Source organism: Streptomyces sp. NPDC055103 (assembly GCF_053607625.1).
On sequence record NZ_JBSGTX010000090.1, the window covers coordinates 11,906 to 29,416 of the forward strand.

Here is a 17,511-nt window from a genome sequence, read left to right on the forward strand (position 1 = left end):
GGCGCGACCGCACCCCACAGGCCCCATAAGCCCCGCAAGCCCCACAAGGCGCCCCGCACCCCCCGCCCCCTCACACCGGCGCGACAAGCAGCGGTCGAGCCCTCTCCCGCAGCTCCACCACGCGCGGCTCGTCCCCGTACGGTTCGAGCCGGTGCAGCAGATCCCGTACGTACTCGGTCGTCCGCGCCGAGGAGATCCGCCCCGCCACCTCCACCGCGCGCGTGCCCGCCGCGCAGGCCGCGTCCAGATTGCCGGACTCCAGCTCGGCGACGGCCGAGACGACGAGCCGCAGCCCGTGCGAGCGGACGAACTCCTCGGTCGGACGGGACAGCGCCTGCTCGGTGAAGCGGCGCACCTCGCGGGGCGCCTTCAGGTCCCGGTAGCACTCGGCGGCGTCGGCGCAGAACCGGTCGTACGAGTAGAAGCCCAGCCACGTCGGGTCGGCGTCGCCCGCCCGGGACCGCTCCAGCCACCCCTCGGCGGCCTTCAGGGCGGCCGCCGCGGCCGGGCCGTCGCCGGCCTTGGCGTGCGCGCGGGCCTCGACGAGCCGGAAGAAGGACATGGTGCGGGCGGTGGCGAGCCCCCGGTTCCGTTCGAGGGCGGCCTGGGCGAGGTCGACGCCCTCGTCGGCGAAGCCCCGGTAGGTGGCCTGCAGGGACATGGAGGCGAGGACGTACCCGCCGAGGGGCACGTCCGCGGCGGCGCGGGCGAGCCGCAGGGCCTGGATGTAGTAGCGCTGGGCGGCCTCCTGCTGGCCGGTGTCGAAGGCCATCCAGCCGGCCAGCCGCGTGAGCTCGGCGGTCGCCCCGAAGAGCGCGCGGCCGACCTCGTCCGAGTACGAGCCGAGCAGCAGCGGCGCCGCGTCCACGCGTAAGCACTCGGGCACCATCGACGAACGCCAGTCCCCACCGCCGTACTTGGAGTCCCAGCGGCGCGCGTCCTCGGCGGCCTCACGGAGCTTGGCGACATCGCTGTGCCCCACGCGCGCGTGCTCCGCGGCCGCCGCGGCGGCGGAGCCAGGGTCCTCGCCGCCGGAGCCGGGGCGGGGGGCCTCGCGCTCCACCGACGGATCGGCGGGGGTTATCAGCCAGCGGGAGGCGGGCGTCGCGTACGCGCTGACGGCGAAGGAGCCGGCCAGCGACTGCCAGATGCCACCGCCGCCGGCTCGTCGCCCGGCGAGATCCAGCCGGTACAGGTCGGTGGCCGAGCGGACCGCCTCGCCCACGTCGCGCGGGAAGGCGAGCCCCACCTCGGGCGCCGGGTCGGCGTCCGCGAGCCCGATCTCGTGCAGCGGCACGGGCCGGCCGAGCTTCTGGCCGATCGCGGCGGCGATGAGGTGCGGGGCGGCGCCCTGCGGCACCATGCCCTTCGACACCCACCGGGCGACCGACGTCTTGTCGTAACGAAGCGTCAGTCCCCGTTGTGAACCGAGGTCGTTGACGCGCCGGGCGAGCCCGGCGTTGCTGATTCCCGCGAGGGCGAGAACCGTGCCGAGCTTTTCGTTCGGCCCGCGTTGCTCCCTGGACATGACGCCACCCCTCGACAACCCAGACGGCCGCCACGACACCGGGCATAGGCGTGCGGCATTCGTAAACACAGCGTAGTTCGCCGCATCCCTACCGTTAAGGGGCGGTGTTCCGTATGGCGAGATTGTTGTGTGATCGACCGGCGGAAGGGGTCGGCCTCCCGGCCCGTGCTCCCGCCGTGTGGCCGTGCGCCCGGCCGTGCGCTCTCGTCCGGCCGGCGGGGGGAGCGCTTCCATGGGCGGTGCGTGGGTCGGCCCGCTCGGCCGGGAACGGTGTCCCGGACCAGTGGGCTGGGGGACACCGCCGCTCTGCTCCCCGCGGGCGGCGGACGGCGCCGGGAGGCGAGAGCGCCTCCCGGGCTGCCGGTGACGCGTGAGGGCCGGAGGTGGGTCGGGCGGAGCCCTGGACGCCTTCGAAGCCCTCCGGGGAGGGTCGATATTTGGCCGAATGACGCCGGTACCCAACTGGCCCATGCCAGGGGCGCATTCGGCTTTCGCGCGCGTGCACCCGGACGCCGCCCCGTGCGCCGTTGTCGTGGCAGCATGTCTCCCACCGAAACGGACGTGGAGGCGCCGATGCGATGGCTGGTGGGCTGGAGCAGTGTCGCCGCGAGCTTCGCAACGACCGCGGGCGCGCGGGCGGGAGCGGTGTACGGCGGCTACGACTCCACAGCGGGATTCGACTCCTCGGCGGGCTACGGCTCCGGCGGGACCGGATTCGACTCCTCGGCGGGCTACGGCTCCGGCGGGACCGACTACGACTCCGGCTACGACTCCGGCTACGACTCCGGCGCGACCGGCTACGCGAACTCCCGCACCACACCGGCCGGCGGGCGCACCGTCCACACGGTGCAGCCGGTGGGCGCGCAACTCCTCTGGGGCGACCCCGATCCCCTGTGGGCGGTCGGCGACTGGCGCCCCGACGAGGTGCGCGTGGTCGCCGTCGACGACCAGACCCGCCTCGCCGTGCTCGGCTGCTGCGCCGCCACCGACGAGGAACTGCGGATCGGCCTGCTCACCGCGCGCGGGGGCGCACTGCGGCATCTGACGGCGTGGGCCGGCAGCTACACCGTCGTCGTCAAGGCAGGCCGCCGCGTCACCGTCACCGGTGATCTCGCGGGCGCCCGGCCGGTGTTCCACACCCCGTGGGCCGGCGGCACCGCCTACGCGACCGCCGCCCTGCCGCTCGCCGACCTCGTCGAGGCTCAGCTCGACATCGGTCACCTGGGCGCCCTGCTCGCCTGCCCGGAGACCCCGGAGGCGCTCCGCGACTCGACCCCGTACGAAGGGGTGCGGCGGGTCCCGCCCGGCCACGCGCTGATCCTGCGGGAGGGCTCGCGGGAGATCGCCGGGTACGAGACGGTGGCCTCGCTCGCGGTCGCGGCGCCCGAGTCCGACGCCCGGCAGGCCGTCGAAGGGGTACGGGACGCCCTGGTCGAGGCCGTCAGGGCCCGGCTCACCGCGCCCCGGCACGCGCCCGAGGCCCCGCTGCCCGACCCGGGCCCGGTTCCCGGGATGGGCCCCGCCGACCGGCGCGCGGCCCGGGGCGGCGGCCCGGCGCCCGGCATCGGCGCCGACCTGTCAGGCGGCAGCGCCTCCGGCACGCTGGCCCTCCTCGCGGCGGGGCTGCCGGGGCGGCCGGGCACGATCCTCGGCCACGGGTCGGGCGCGGGGGAACGGCTGCTCGCGGTCACCTTCAACGACCTGGCGACCCGGGCCGGTGCGGACCGGGAGGACGAGCTGAAGCGGGCGGGGGAGATCGCGGCCGACCCGCGCCTGCACCACGTGGTCGTCGCGGCCGGCGAGGAGGCGCTCCCGTACGCCGCCCTGGACGGACCGCTCACGGACGAACCGGGTCCCGCCCTGGTCACGGCCGAACGCCACCGCAGGCGCCTCGCGGGCGGCAGCGCCGACCACTTCACGGGCATGGGCGCCAAGCAGGTCCTGGACGCGCACCCGGCGCGCCTCGCCGACCTCCTGATGGACCGCAGGCGCCGCTCCCTGGTGCGGCCGGTGGCGGCGCTCGCCAAGGCGTCGGGCGCGTCGGCTGGCGCGCTCCTGGTGCCGCTGACCGTGTACCGGGCGGCGCGGCGGCTGGCCCGTACCCCGTACCGCACCGGTCTGGAGGCGGCGGCGCGCCGCGTCCAGGAGGCGAACCGCACGCCCCCCGACGGCTTCGGCCCCCTGGAGGCCTCGCTCTCCGCCCTCACCTGGTCGCGGCCGGGGCCCGCGGCGCGCTGGATGACGGGGGAGGCGCTGGCTGAAGTATCGGTTCGCCTGAACCGCGCGGCGACGCTTCCCACCTCCGTGCAGCGCCCGGGCGAGGCACGCGCGCGTGCCGCCCTGGCCCGCGCGGCGGCCGACCACCGGGTCCTGGAACAGGCGGCGGAGATCCGCGGCCAGCGGCTGCACGCCCCGTTCCTCGACAACCAGGTCGTCCGCGCCTGCCGCGACCTCCCCGAGTCGCTCCGGGTCCAGCCGGACGCCCGGGCGGGCATCCTGCGCACGGTCCTCACGGGCGCCGGCGTCCACGACCTCCCCGTCGGCTGGGGCGCGCCCCACCCGGCGGTCCCGGCCGCCGCCCAACGCGCGGGCCTGCGCGCTGCGCTCCCCCACCTCCTGGCCCTCTTCGACGCCCCGCTCCTCGCGGACGCGGGCCTGATCGACGCCCGCGTCGTCCGCGAGGCCCTGACCGCGGCGGCCGACGGCGCCCCGGTCCCCCTGGACGGCCTCGCCGACCTGGTCTCCACCGAACTCTGGCTCCACCGCCTCCTCGCCCGCCGAGGCTCCTGCTGGACGAACACGACGGAACCCCGCGCGCACCGAGCGGTCCAGGGCCCCCTGATCCCGGCGTCGGGGTCGTTGCCGGCGTGAGGTGGGGGAGCCCGCGGGGTGAAACGTCACAGCACGCTCGTTCGACTGAACGCTTCCCGGACTCCGACCCGACGTCGGGCCTAAGCTGAAACCGTTGCACCCGAGCGAAGGAGGTCCGCCATGGCGATGCCGCTGCCGGTTCCGGAAGACGCGTTCTCCGAGGGCATGCCCGAACGTGAGGGTGCGAGTCTCGAGGAGACCTTCGAGCTGTTCAGTGCACTGGCCCCCAAGGGCTGGCGCGTGGAGCTGATCGAAGGGGAGATCTGCGTGGTGCCTCCGGCCAACGGCGAGCACGAGAAGATCGTGACGGAGATGGTGGAGCAGGTCATTGCCCGCCGCGTCGACAAGGAACTGCGCAACTCCACGGGCATCGGTCTGTACCTCCCCGGCGTCACCGGCACTGTGCGTGTCATCCCGGACCTCGTCATCGCCCCCAGGGACTGCTTCGCCGACCAGCAGGAGTGGCACTCCCCCGACCCCGTCCTCCTTGTCGCAGAGGTGACCTCCTCCTCCACGGCCAGCCGGGACCGTGTACAGAAGATCCTGGCCTACGCCCGGGCCGGCATCCCCGTCTACCTGATGATCGACCGTGAGGCCGGCGAGGCCGTCGTCTGCTCCGAGCCTGTCGGCGACGACTACGCCCACAAGTACATCCACAAGCTGGGGACAGTCGTCCCGCTCCCTGACCCTCTCGGCTTCGACCTGGACACCGGCGCCTTCTGAGGGTCCCACCCGGGTAAACCCCGAGGCGCGCCCCGAGGCCACCGGACACAATGGGCCGGTGCGGTATCTCATCCTCGGCACCACCGAGGCCCTCGACCCCCGCGGCACCCCCCTCCCCCTCGGCGGCGCCCGCCTGCGCGCGCTCCTCGCCGCGCTCGCGCTGCGCGGCGGACGGGCCGCCTCCACCACCGAGCTCGCCGACGACGTGTACGGGGACGACCCGCCGCAGGACGCGCCCGCCGCCCTCCAGGCCCTCGTCGGCCGCCTCCGCCGGGTCCTCGGCGCCGAGGCCGTCGCCTCGACCCCCGGCCCCGGCTACCGGCTCGTCGCCGGCCCTGACGACATCGACCTGTACGTCTTCGAGCGCACCGTCAGGGACGCGGGCACCCGCCTCGACGCCGACGACCCCGAGACCGCCGCCGCCCTCCTCCGGGAGGCCCTGGCCCTCTTCCGGGGCCCCGCCCTCGCCGACCTCCCCGAACCGGCGGGCGTCCGGCCCGAGGCCCAGCGGCTCGCGGCCCTGCGCCGCCGCGTCGAGGCCGACCTGCGCCGGGGTGCCAGCGACGGACTCGTACCGGAACTGACCGAGCTCACCACCACGTACCCGTACGACGAGGCCTTCCAGGCCCACCTCATCCGCGCCCTGCGGGCCGAGGGCCGCCACGCCGACGCCCTCGCCGCGTACGAGTCGGCCCGCCGCACCCTCGCGGACGCACTCGGCGCCGACCCGGGCCCCGAACTCATCGGCCTCCACCACGAACTCCTCGCGTACGTCCCCGAGCCAAAGCCCCGACCCAGGCCGCACCCGGACTCCGAGCGCCACCCCAACTCCCAGCCTCATCCCGCCTCTGATCCTTACCCCAAGCCCGGAACCGAGCCCCAGCCGCGGACCGCGAGCCACCCCACCGCCAACCCCCCCACCCCCGACCCCACCACCCTCCTCACCCCCACCCCCGACCCCGCCACCTACGCACTCCCCACCCCCACCCCCGCCTCCCCCACCCCCGGCAACATCCGCCCCCGCCTCACCTCCTTCGTCGGGCGCGAGCCCGAGATCGCTGCGATCCAGGGCGACCTGACCCGCTCCCGCCTGGTGACCCTCACCGGCCCCGGTGGCTCCGGAAAGACCCGGCTCGCCGAGGTGGCCGCGCTGCGCGCCGTGGGCCCCGCCGCCTGGATCGCCGAACTCGCCCCGCTCGACGACCCCGACGCGCTCCCCGGCGCCGTGCTCTCCGCGCTTCGCCTCCGCGAGATCAACCTGCTCAACCGCGACGGCCTGCCGGTCCATGACGACCCGACCGCCCACCTCGTGGAGCACCTCGCGCGCCGCCCGTTCCTCCTCGTCCTCGACAACTGCGAGCACGTGATCGACGCGGCCGCCGCCCTCGCCGAGACCCTCCTCACCCACTGTCCGCAGCTCCGCGTCCTCGCCACCAGCCGCGAACCCCTCGGCGTCCCCGGCGAATCGGTCCGCCCCGTCGAGCCGCTCCCGCCCGACCCGGCCCACCGCCTCTTCGCCGAGCGCGCACGCGCCGTACGCCCGTCCTTCGACCCCGCCGCGGACGCCGCCACGGTCGACGAGATCTGCCGCCGCCTCGACGGCCTGCCGCTCGCCATCGAACTGGCCGCCGCCCGCCTCCGGCTGCTCTCCCCGCGCCAGATCGCCGACCGCCTCGACGACCGGTTCCGTCTCCTCACCTCCGGCTCCCGCACGGTCCTGCCCCGCCAGCAGACCCTCCGCGCGGTCGTCGACTGGTCCTGGGACCTGCTCGAACCGGCCGAGCGCACCCTGCTCCGCCAGGTCTCCGTCTTCGCCGGCGGCTGGGACCTCGCCGCCGCCGAGGCACTGGCCCCCGGGGCGGCCGACACCCTCGGCGCGCTCGTCGACAAATCCCTCGTCGTGGCCACGCCCACCGACGAGGGCGAGATGCGCTACCGCCTCCTGGAGACCATCCACGAGTACGCTGCCGAGCGCGCCGCCGAGACCCCCACGCTCCTCGCCAGCACCGCGGCCGCCCACACCGCCCACTTCACGGCCCTCGCCGAGGAGGCCGAGCCGAGGCTGCGGTCGTTCGAACAGCTCCCCTGGATCGACCGGATCGAGCGGGACCTCGACAACATCCGCGCCGCGTTCCACCGCGTCCTCGTCACCGCGCCCGACGAGACCGCGGCCCACCGTCTCGTCTTCGCCATGGGCTGGTTCTGGTGGCTGCGCAACTACCGCCCCGAGGGCCTGGCCTGGGTCGACCGCACGCTCACCCTCGGGGAGGACCCCGACGATCCGGCCGACCCCCGGTACTGGCCGCGCATGCACCTGCGCATGCTCCATTTCTTCCTCGCCGTCGAGAACCACACGGCCGCCCACTACCGCGACGATCCCGACACCCTCGCCCTGGTCGGCCGGGTCCGTGCCGCGTTCGGCTCCGAACCAGGCCCCGAGGCCGCCCGCTTCCCCGGACTGCTCTGGCCGTTCACCGCGTACCTCACCGAGGACCCGCTGCGGATTCGCGCCCTCCTCGACGCGTCCGTCGCCAACTGCCGCCGCCACGGCGGCGACTGGGAGGTCGGCGTCAGCCTGATGTTCCGTACGCACCTGGTCGTCGACATGCCCGGCGGCCTGTCGGGCGGCGCTTCCGGAGTCGACGAGGACCTGATCGAACTCCGCGCCCTCTCCCGCCGGGTCGGCGACCGCTGGATGGGCGCCCAGATCGCCAGCGCCGCGGCCGAGGCCAACATGATGCGCGGCCGCCACACGGAGGCCGGGGAGGCGTACGAGGAGGCCCTCGCGCTGGCCCGCGAGGTCGGCGCCCACGCCGAGACCCCGTTCCTCATCGCCCGCCTCGCCGAACTGGCCTATCGGGCCGGTGACATGGAGACCGCGCAGAAGGGGCTCGACGAGGCCTCACGGGAGGCCGAGCGCTACCACGTGCGGGACACCCAGACGTTCGTGTGCTTCCTGGGCGCCGCCATCGCCTTCCACCTCGGCGACGTCGAGGCGGCCCGCCGCCGTCTCGAGACGGCGGGCAGCCTGTACGAGACCGGCCCCGCACCACCGCACTTCGCGGCCGTGATGAACGGACTCGCCGCCCGCGTCGAGGCGTACGAGGGCGGGGGCGCCGCCGCCGTGGCCTCCGCCGCCGACGCGCTGCGCGCCGCGCGGGACGCCCAGTGCGCGGACCTCGTCGCGGCGGCGCTCGGCGAGGGGCTCGCGGTCACCCTGGCCGAGGCGGACGAACCGGCCCTCGCCGTGACGATCCTGGCCGCCGTCGACTCCTGGCGCCACGGCCTGCCCCGCTCGGTCCCGGAACTGCGGGAGGCCGAGGACGTGACGGCGCGGGCGCTCGCCGTCCTCGGCGCGTCAGGCCTCGCCGCCGCCCGCGCCGCCGGCACGGACCTCGCCCTCGACGACGTCCTGGCGCTCACCGACGCCTACGTCAGCACGGAGACGTAAGGGCCAAGGGCCCGGTGCGCATCCGTTCCGGTTCAGGAGCAGCTGAACCGGGACTGCGCCCAGTCGGCGACCGCGGCCCGGCCGAAGGGCGTGTGCTCCTCCACGACGAGCCGGATCGTGGAGCGGCCGGTGATGTCGACGTGCACGGGGAGCGGTGGGTCGCCCGCCCGGACCACGTCGGAGCGCCAGAGCCGCTCTCCGTCCCCGTAGACGGAGAAGCGGACGCCGCCCTGGCCGATCAGGGCGCTGATGTCATCGACGCCGACGACAGCGTCGTAGCTCGTGCACTGCCGGTTGAGGTCGACGAGCAGCGAGGACGGCGCGTGCACGCTCACCCCGTGGGCGTACCGGGTGCCGCCGAGGGAAAGGCCGCTCCGCGGCCACATCCAGCTGCTCTCGGAGAGGGACACCTCGGGCTTCGTGCCGTCACCGAAGATCCCGTACTCCAGCTCGTTGAGCTGGTAGACGGCGGGCGGTGCGGGCGGGGCCTTCGGCGTCGACTTCTCGGGGCTGGGTGTCGGCTTCGGCGGAGGGGTGGGTGTCGGCGTCGGCGTGGGAGTGGGCGTCGGCTTCGCGGTCGGCGTGGGCGTCGGTGTAGGGCTCGGCTTCGGGGAGGGCTTCTCCGGGCTGGGCGTGGGCGTCGGGGTGGGTGTCGGCGTGGGCTTCGGCGGATCGGACGGCACGGGCGGAGGCGGCAGTACGGGCTTCGGCGTCGGCTTCGCCGGGGGAGCGGGCGCCGGCGGCACGACGGGGGTGACGACCGGCTGCGCCGGCTTGGGCGCGGCGACCGGCTGCGGGTCCCCGGCCATGGCCCAGACGAGCCCGGCGGCCGCGGCGACGGCCAGCCCGGCCGCGATGCCCGCCTTCGCGGGCATGCCGAGCCCCTCGGCGGCGGCACCGCCCGAACTCGCGCCTCCGGCCGCGCCTCCGGAAGCGCCGGCGGCCGCGGCGGCCGCGCCCGCGCCTGCGGCGCCGACGGCACCACCCGCGACGACCCCGGCGGCCTTGAGCGAGTACCCGGCGGCGAACCAGCCGATGACGGCGACCGGCAGCAGCGCGGGGATCCCGGCGTTGACATGGGCCAGTTCACCGGCGGCGAGCCGGCACTTGGCGCACTCCTCCAAGTGCTTGCGCAGCCCGCGCTCGGCCCGCATCCGCAGCCCGCCGCGCGCGTAGGCGCCGAGCCGGTCCGCGTACCGGGCGCAGTCGCCGCCCGAGGTGAGGGACTGGCTGACATGGGCCTGGAGGTAGGCCTGCTTGAGGCCCTCGCGGGCCCGGCTGGCGAGCACGGCCGTCGCGTTGGCGGTCAGCCCGAAGAGCGGGGCGACCTCGCTCGGCGACTCCTCCTCGACGGTGGTGTGCCACAGCACGGCCTGCCAGCGCTCGGGCAGCGAGCGGAAGGCCTGCATGGCGAGCGACTGCTCGGCCTCGTGCATGGCCCGCACGTCGGCGCCCAGGTCCATCGTGTCCTGGTCGGAGACCTCGGACGAACGGGATGCCTCCGCCGCGAACACGGCGAAGTCCTCGACGAGGTGTTCCCGCTTCTGCGTCCTGGCCCAGTTCGCGGCGACCCGCCGGACGGTGGTCATCAGATAGGCACGCACGGCCTGTTCGGGCCCGGCCCCGCCCCGCACGGCCTGGAGCGTCCGGGCGAAGACCTCGGCGGTCAGGTCGTCGGCGGTGTGCGCGTCACGGCAGCAGGTCCGCGCGTACCGCCGGACGGCCTCGGAGTGACGCCGGAACAGCTCCTCGTACGCGGAGTCGTCGCCGTTGCGCATGAGCTGGACGAGGTCGGCGTCGGAGGGCGGCAGTTCGACGGCCGGCGGAAGAACACCCTCGCCCTCGTCGCCGAGCCCCCCACCGTCCTGGTCCGCCTCGACGCCGGTAGCGCCGCCGAAAACCCCGGCCCCGGCACCCGCCGGAGCACCGGAACCGGCACCGGCCTTGCCCTCACGCTGCTGCGGGACGCTCGCCTCGACCGTCCCCGCCGCACTCGACGGCACATTCGACGGCCCGCTCACGGGACCACCGGAAAGACCTCCCGGACCACCCTGGCTCGGCACCTGCCGCGGAGGCAGGCCCCCGGGCTCCACGGCGCCGCCACTGCCCAGCGGATCGTCCCGACCGTCACCGCTCATCGCGGAAGCCCCCGTACGCACGCCCAGACCCGATACACCGGCCAAGACTGCCACAGAGCGCGGGCACGCCTAAGCGCCGCGGTCACTTACCACTCGTCCGGGGCGACTTCGCGTATCCGGGCGTAACCGCTCACACGTTCGTGCGATGCTGATTGGTCCGCCCGGACCACAAAGATGCCGCTGCCCGCTGGGCCCCTACCGGGAGCGCAGACCCTCGAGCAGGATGTCGAGGAGCCGCGTCGAGGCAGCCGCCTGCTGCGCGGCGTCCGGCAGCGCCGGTGCCGCGGTGGCGATGACGAGCAGGACGTCGGCCACGGTCACATCGGCCCGCAACTCACCCGCCTCACGCGCCCGGTCGACGAGCCGGCCGACGACATCGAGCAGCTCCGCGGACCCCGCGTCGTCCCGCTCCTCCGCCGGCACCGCGCGCGGCGCGACCACTCGTGCGTCGGGATCGGCGACACCCCGCTGGTACGGCACCCGGGCCGCGTCCTCGCCGGCGTCGGCGCCGAGCGACCCCGCGGGGTCGTCCACACCCACCCGCAGGATCTGCGGCGGCAGCAGCCGACCCGCACCCGAGGCCACCGAGGTCCGCAGGAACCGGGAGAGCGCCGACCACGGCTCGTCCTCCTGGCCCAGCGCGGCCCGCGCCTGCTCGGTCAGCCGGGAGGTCTCCTCCTCGGCTATCCGCCGCACCAGCACGTCCTTGCTGGGGAAGCGCCGGTAGACCGTACCGACGCCGACCCGGGCGCGGCGCGCCACGTCCTCCATCGGAGCCCCGTAACCGAGCTCGCCGAAGACCTCGCGCGCGGCGCGCAGCACATGCTCCAGATTGCGCTGGGCGTCCACCCGCAGCGGCGCGGACCTGCCGCCCACCGACGGGGACAACGCCCCGGCGCCCTGACCGTCGTCGACGGTCGGCGTCCCGACGACCGACTGCCACCGTGAATCCTGAATCTGCATAAGCGTTCCCCCGCTCATGATGTCTCCCCCCGGAGACTCCCCGCCCTGACACGGGGCCTCCGGCCCGCGAGCGCTGCGGTCCACGCGCTCCCGTCCGACACCCCGATGAAGTACGAACATAGTTGAGTCCGGGTCAATTCAGAAGGGGGAGTTCCGTACGGTGCGCCCCCCGATCGGAGCAAGGACCGGAAGACTCCCGATTCCGACCCCACGACCCACCCGTCACCCCCACCGTGACCTGCACCGATTGCCCCGAACCCCGCTCGCGCGCCACCCCGCGCCTCCGTACCCCTCCGGTCACACAATTTGTCGAGCCTGTGGACAAACCACGGACGGCGTTGCGTCATGGGACAGTGACCGAACCTGCGCGCATTCTCGTGGTCGGCGGTGGATACGTCGGCATGTACACCGCGCTGCGCCTCCAGCGGCAGCTCAGGACCGAGCTCAGAGCCGGCACCGTCGAGATCGTGGTGGTCACCCCCGATCCCTATATGACGTACCAGCCGTTCCTGCCCGAGGCCGCGGCCGGCTCCATCTCCCCGCGCCATGTCGTCGTCCCCCTCCGCCGGGTCCTCGACCGCTGCCGAGTCCTCATCGGCGAGGTCGGCGCGGTCGACCACGCCAAGCGGACCGCGTCGCTCTCCACCCTCGCCACCGAGGAGGAGGGCACCGGCGGCATCGAGCTCACCTACGACGAGCTGGTGCTCGCCCCCGGCTCCGTCTCCCGCACCCTCCCGGTCCCCGGCCTCGCCGACCACGGCATCGGCTTCAAGACCGTCGAGGAGGCCATCGGCCTGCGCAACCACGTCATCGAACAGATGGACATCGCCTCCTCCACCCGTGACCCCGCGCTCCGCGACGCCGCCCTCACCTTCGTCTTCGTCGGCGGCGGCTACGCGGGCGTGGAGGCCCTCGGCGAGCTGGAGGACATGGCGCGCTACACCGCGCGGTACTTCCACAACGTCAATCCCGAGGACCTGAGATGGGTCCTCGTCGAGGCCACGGACCGGATCCTCCCCGAGGTGGGCGAGGAGATGGGCCGGTACGCCATCCGCGAGCTCCGCGGCCGCAACGTCGACGTCCGCCTGGAGACCCGCCTCGAATCCTGCGAGGACCGCGTCGCCGTCCTCAGCGACGGCACCCGCCTGCCCACCCGCACCGTCGTCTGGACCGCCGGCGTCAAGCCCGCCCCCGTCCTCGCCGCCACCGACCTGCCCCTGAACGAACGCGGACGGCTCCGCTGCACCGCCCACCTCGCCGTCGAGGGCGTCGAGCACGCCTGGGCGGCTGGCGACGCGGCCGCCGTCCCCGACATCACGGCAGGAGAACAAGGCACCGCCGGAGAACCCCGCAAGGAATGCGCCCCCAACGCCCAGCACGCCGTCCGCCAGGCCAAGGTCCTCGCCGAGAACCTCGCCGCCTCCCTGAAAGGCCGCCCGCTCACGGAGTACGCGCACGCGTACGTGGGGTCCGTCGCCTCCCTCGGCCTCCACAAGGGAGTGGCCCACGTCTACGGACGTAAACTCAAGGGCTACCCGGCCTGGTTCATGCATCGCGCCTACCACCTCAGCCGGGTCCCCACCTTCAACCGCAAGGCCCGCGTCCTCGCCGAATGGACCCTTTCCGGCCTGTTCAAGCGGGAAATCGTCTCTCTCGGCTCGCTGGAACACCCGCGCGCCGAATTCGAACTCGCCGCCGCACCGCCACCCGACCACGGCGACAAGCCGTCGTCCTGACATCACTGTCAGTGCACTCGTCCACACTGGACGTGTGACCATAGGTGGGCTCACACCTGCACAGCGTGACTCTGCACGGCACCGACACCACGAGGCATACAGATCCGTGAACTTCACCCGTTGGAGCGCCCGGCTCCCCGGCACGCAGCGCCGCGCGGCGCGGGGGACCGAAGGCTCCGTGCCCGCCGCCCGCGGTGAGTACGGGCAGCAGCTGGAGCACCCCGGCACCGAGACCGCCGAGACCGACACCGCCGCCGAGATCCCCGCCCTGGAGGACTTCTCCGTACGGGAGCTCCTCGGCCGTCTCCCCGGCCTGGTCGCCCTCGTGTACGGCCCGGACCACCGCATCGCGTACGTGAACGACGCCTACGCCGCCGCGTTCGGCCCCCGCCCCGCGGGCGCCACCGTCGCCGACACCTGCCCGGAGGCCGAGGACCTCGGCCTGCTGCCCCTGATGGACCAGGTCCAGCGCAGCGGCAAGCCCCGCACGGTCAAGTCCCGCCGTACCCAGGACGGCGGCTCGTACACGGTCACGTGCCTGCCCGTCGACAGCCCCCACATCGACGGCGGGGTACTCATCCACGCCGCCGACGTCACCGACCACGCCGAGGCCGCCGAGCGGCTCCGCGCCAGCGAGCGCCGCCACCGCGAGACCGCCGTCACCCTCCAGCGCTCCCTCCTCCCGCAGGAGCTGGAGCAGCCCGACGACCTCCGGATCGCCGCCACCTACCAGCCCGGCGGCACGGACGCGGCCGTCGGAGGCGACTGGTACGACGTGATCACCCTCGGCGCGGGCCGCACCGCGCTCGTCATCGGCGACGTGATGGGCCGCGGCGTCCGCGCCGCAGCCGTCATGGGCCAGCTCCGCACCGCCGTCCGCGCCTACGCCCGCCTGGACCTGCCCCCGCACGAGGTGCTCCAGCTCCTCGACGGCCTCGCCGCCGAGATCGACGCCAGCCAGATCGCCACCTGCGTGTACGCCATCCACGACCCCAGCGAGGGAAAGCTGGTGTACGCCTCGGCCGGCCACCTCCCGATCCTCGTACGGGACGAGGACGGCACCGTGCGCCGCGCCGAAGACCCCACAGGCCCGCCCCTCGGCACCGGCGGCTGGCTGCACGCCTCGGGCTCCATCGCCCTGCCGCCCGGCTCCACGGCCGTCCTCTACACCGACGGCCTGGTCGAGCGCCGCCGCGAGGACATCGACGAGGGCGTCGCCGCCCTGGCCCGCGCCCTCTCCGGAGCGAGCGGCACCCCGCAGGTCGTCTGCGACCGGCTGCTCCGCGCGCTGGGCGTCACCGCCGAGCACGACGACGACGTCGCCGTCCTCGTCGTCCAGCACCCCTCCCGCGAGGGCTCGGACGCGGAGCTCTTCCACAACGCCGCCCTGGAACTCCTCGGCGGGGTGGAGGCCGCACCCCGCGCGCGTGCCTTCGCCTCCGGCGTCCTGTCGAGCTGGCGCTTCCCGGTGGAGCTGCGCGACCTGGGCGTCCTCGCCACCAGCGAGCTCGTCGCGAACTCCCTCCAGCACGGCACGCCGCCCATGCGACTGCGCCTCCGCCGCACGGACCGCCGACTGATCATCGAGGTCACGGACGGGGACGACCACCTGCCCCGCCGCCGCAGGGCGGAAACGGAGGACGAGGCGGGTCGCGGTATCTCGATCATCGCGACGATCGCCTCGTCCTGGGGAAGCCGCCGCACACCGGGCGGTGGCAAAGCGGTCTGGTGCGAATTCGCCCTCCCGAACAAGAAGAGTTAGGCGGAAGCCGCCACCTTCTGCTCCGGCTGGTGGCGCGCGACCACCTTCGACGGCTTGGCGCCAGCGAGCGACGGCTGGTTCTGCTCGGGGGTCAGCTGCCGGCCGAGCCGGACCGCGAGGAACGTGATGCCGAGCGAGAAGAGCACGAAGGTCACGATGTACGGACCGTGCAGCGCGGCCCCCATGGGCCCGCCGACGGCCGGACCGACCGCGAGCGCGAGCTGCTTGACCAGTGCGAAGGCCGAGTTGTACTGCCCGACCATCGACTCCGGCGCCAGATCGGCCACCAGCGGAGCCACGGTCGGCGACAGCATCGCCTCACCGAGCCCGAAGAGGGCGTACGTGGAGACGAACGCCGCCGTCGCCATGGCCTGGCTGCCGTGCCCGAGGCCCGCGTACCCGGCGATGAGCCACGCCACGGTCCAGATCAGGCCCACGGCCGCGATCACCCGGGTCCGCTTGCGGCGCTCGACGAACTTCAGCACCAGGAACTGCGCGGCGACGATGACAGCCGTGTTGGCGGCCAGCGCGATCCCGAGCGTCGACGGCTCGATCCCGGCGGCCTCCGTGCCGTAGGCGGCGAGACCCGACTCGAACTGTCCGTAGCAGGCGAAGAAGAGGACGAAGCCGAGGACGCACAGCTGCACCATCGCCTTGTGCCCGAGCAGCGCGCGAACCCCGCCGCCCTTGCCGCCCTCGGAGGGACGGGTGCCCCGCAGCGCGGGGGAGCCCGGCAGGCGGACGGTCCCGACGACCGCGCCGAGCACGAGGAACATCGCCGCCTCGATCGAGAACAGCAGGATGAAGCTGCCCGGCCGGCTCGTGTCGACCAGCAGGCCACCGATCAGACCACCGACACCGAGGCCGAGGTTCTGCAGGAAGAACTGCGTGGCGAAGGCCCGGGTCCGGCCCACCGGCGTCGAACACCAGACGATCATCGTGGCGAGCGCCGGCTGGAGCACCGCCGTACCGGCACCGAGCAGCGCCGCGGCGGCCACGGCCGCCGGCACGCTCGACGCGAAGCCCATGGCGACCGCACCCACGGCGGCCACGACGGACGCCACGAGGAGTACGGGCACGGGCCCGCGCCGGTCGATGGTCCGCCCGCTGAAGGGCAGCACCACGAGCGCGGCCATGGCGAAGACGGCGAGAACGATGCCCGCGGTCGCCGCGCCCAGATCCCGCACCTGAGCGACGTACACATAGAGGTACGGCACGGTGAAGCCGAGTCCGAACGCGCTCAGCGCGCTGCCTGCCTGAATACGGCGCATCGCTGCGCCCCTCGCCTTGGTCACACTCACCCACTTCGGTCGCAGGTTCAGAGGTGTAGCCCTGAATCCTGAAGACTTAAACCCTAAAGTTAACTCCTTAACAGTACACACCGAAGGACTTCAACGCCAACGAGAGGCGTGGGATACTCCCCGCATGTCCGACACCCCCGAGCGCTCCGGCCCGCAGGCCCCCCAGGAGCCGAGCCTCGACGAGCAGATCGCCGCCTATCAGCGCGAGTACCGTGACCTCGACCCCCAGGTGGAGCGGGTCGTGTCCGGCATCGGCCGGCTGAACCGCCGAATGAACGTGGCGTACGGTCGCCAGCTCGCCGACCTCGGTATCAGCAACGCCGAATGGGAGGTCCTCAAGACCCTCGTACTCGCCGGAGCGCCCTACCGCCTCGGCCCGGGCGAGCTGGCCAAGCGACTGGGACTCACCCCGGCCGCGATGACCCACCGCATCGACCGCATGGCGGGAGAAGGCCTGGTCACCCGCGACCGCGACGAGACCAACCGGGTCCGCGTCATCGTCGAGCTCACGGACGAGGGCCGCTCGAAGTGGCTGGAGGCCATGCATATGGCCACCGACTTCGAGGAGGACCTCCTCCAGGACCTCACTGCAGAGGAGAAGGGGGTCCTCGGCGAGGTCCTCATCCGCCTCCTGCGCCGCGTGGAACTCACCCAGCCGGACGCCGGCGGCCGCCTGACGGACCTGGACTGACCCCACTACCGCGGCCCCCGGTCGGGGGTTGACACGCCTCCACCGGCTGCGTAATGTTCTCCGAGTTGTCACGGAGCCGGAACGGTTCTTCGACAGCCAATCGCGCCGCAGATGCGGCACCTCTACTCAGCACGATCTCCCCAGCGGGAAGAATTTCGGCATGCCGAAATTCAATTCGAAAGACTCGATTATGAGTTGACGGGGATATCCGCTAGAGTTTGAGACGTCGGAACGGCCCAACAGCCGGAAAGACAAACCCCGCTGACTGGGAGTCAGACACCGAAAGGGTCTGATAGAGTCGGAACCGCCGGAAGGGCCCGGAGCGAAAGCGAAAGGGGCCGGAAAGC

Annotated in this window: 10 protein-coding genes; 6 read left to right on the forward strand and 4 right to left on the reverse strand. The window is 73.8% G+C overall.

Annotated elements, in window-relative coordinates; translation table 11 throughout:
* Positions 1-70: 70 nt before the first annotated feature.
* On the reverse strand, positions 71-1,528 hold the full coding sequence (locus tag ACWFR1_RS35860) for an MFS transporter (RefSeq protein ID WP_453559049.1): 1,458 nt from the start codon (positions 1,526-1,528) through the stop codon (positions 71-73).
* Between the two features lie 573 nt (positions 1,529-2,101).
* On the opposite strand from ACWFR1_RS35860, the gene ACWFR1_RS35865 reads away from it, so the two are divergent.
* The 3 genes from ACWFR1_RS35865 to ACWFR1_RS35875 all read left to right on the forward strand — a co-directional run bounded on the left by ACWFR1_RS35865 (position 2,102) and on the right by ACWFR1_RS35875 (position 8,573).
* On the forward strand, positions 2,102-4,399 hold the full coding sequence (locus ACWFR1_RS35865) for an asparagine synthase-related protein (protein WP_453559079.1): 2,298 nt from the start codon (positions 2,102-2,104) through the stop codon (positions 4,397-4,399).
* A gap of 120 nt (positions 4,400-4,519) precedes the next feature.
* Positions 4,520-5,122: a Uma2 family endonuclease gene (locus tag ACWFR1_RS35870; protein WP_453559052.1), complete on the forward strand. Its 603-nt coding sequence runs from the start codon at positions 4,520-4,522 to the stop codon at positions 5,120-5,122.
* A gap of 58 nt (positions 5,123-5,180) precedes the next feature.
* Positions 5,181-8,573 carry an AfsR/SARP family transcriptional regulator gene (locus ACWFR1_RS35875; protein ID WP_453559054.1) on the forward strand — a complete coding sequence of 1,131 codons (3,393 nt, stop codon included), beginning with the start codon at positions 5,181-5,183 and terminating at the stop codon, positions 8,571-8,573.
* 32 nt (positions 8,574-8,605) lie between these two features.
* Here ACWFR1_RS35875 and ACWFR1_RS35880 read toward each other — a convergent pair whose 3' ends face one another.
* Both ACWFR1_RS35880 and ACWFR1_RS35885 read right to left on the reverse strand, forming a co-directional pair.
* On the reverse strand, positions 8,606-10,711 hold the full coding sequence (locus tag ACWFR1_RS35880) for a sigma-70 family RNA polymerase sigma factor (protein WP_453559057.1): 2,106 nt from the start codon (positions 10,709-10,711) through the stop codon (positions 8,606-8,608).
* A 195-nt stretch (positions 10,712-10,906) separates the two neighbouring features.
* The gene (locus ACWFR1_RS35885; protein WP_453559060.1) at positions 10,907-11,674 is read right to left on the reverse strand and encodes a TetR/AcrR family transcriptional regulator; all 768 of its coding nucleotides are present in this window, start codon (positions 11,672-11,674) and stop codon (positions 10,907-10,909) included.
* A 353-nt stretch (positions 11,675-12,027) separates the two neighbouring features.
* Between ACWFR1_RS35885 and ACWFR1_RS35890 the strand changes: the two genes are divergently transcribed.
* A complete protein-coding gene (locus ACWFR1_RS35890) occupies positions 12,028-13,410 on the forward strand; it encodes an NAD(P)/FAD-dependent oxidoreductase (RefSeq protein ID WP_453559063.1) in 1,383 nt (460 codons plus the stop codon).
* Between the two features lie 106 nt (positions 13,411-13,516).
* Positions 13,517-15,172, forward strand: a complete 1,656-nt coding sequence (locus tag ACWFR1_RS35895) for an ATP-binding SpoIIE family protein phosphatase (RefSeq protein WP_453559066.1) — start codon at positions 13,517-13,519, stop codon at positions 15,170-15,172.
* Here ACWFR1_RS35895 and ACWFR1_RS35900 read toward each other — a convergent pair.
* Positions 15,169-16,443: an MFS transporter gene (locus ACWFR1_RS35900; protein ID WP_453559069.1), complete on the reverse strand. Its 1,275-nt coding sequence runs from the start codon at positions 16,441-16,443 to the stop codon at positions 15,169-15,171. The genes ACWFR1_RS35895 and ACWFR1_RS35900 overlap by 4 nt on opposite strands.
* 154 nt (positions 16,444-16,597) lie before the next feature.
* Here ACWFR1_RS35900 and ACWFR1_RS35905 point away from each other — a divergent pair, with 154 nt between their 5' ends.
* Positions 16,598-17,164 (forward strand): MarR family winged helix-turn-helix transcriptional regulator, encoded by a 567-nt coding sequence (locus ACWFR1_RS35905; RefSeq protein WP_453559072.1) that lies wholly within the window; start codon positions 16,598-16,600, stop codon positions 17,162-17,164.
* Positions 17,165-17,511: the final 347 nt, after the last annotated feature.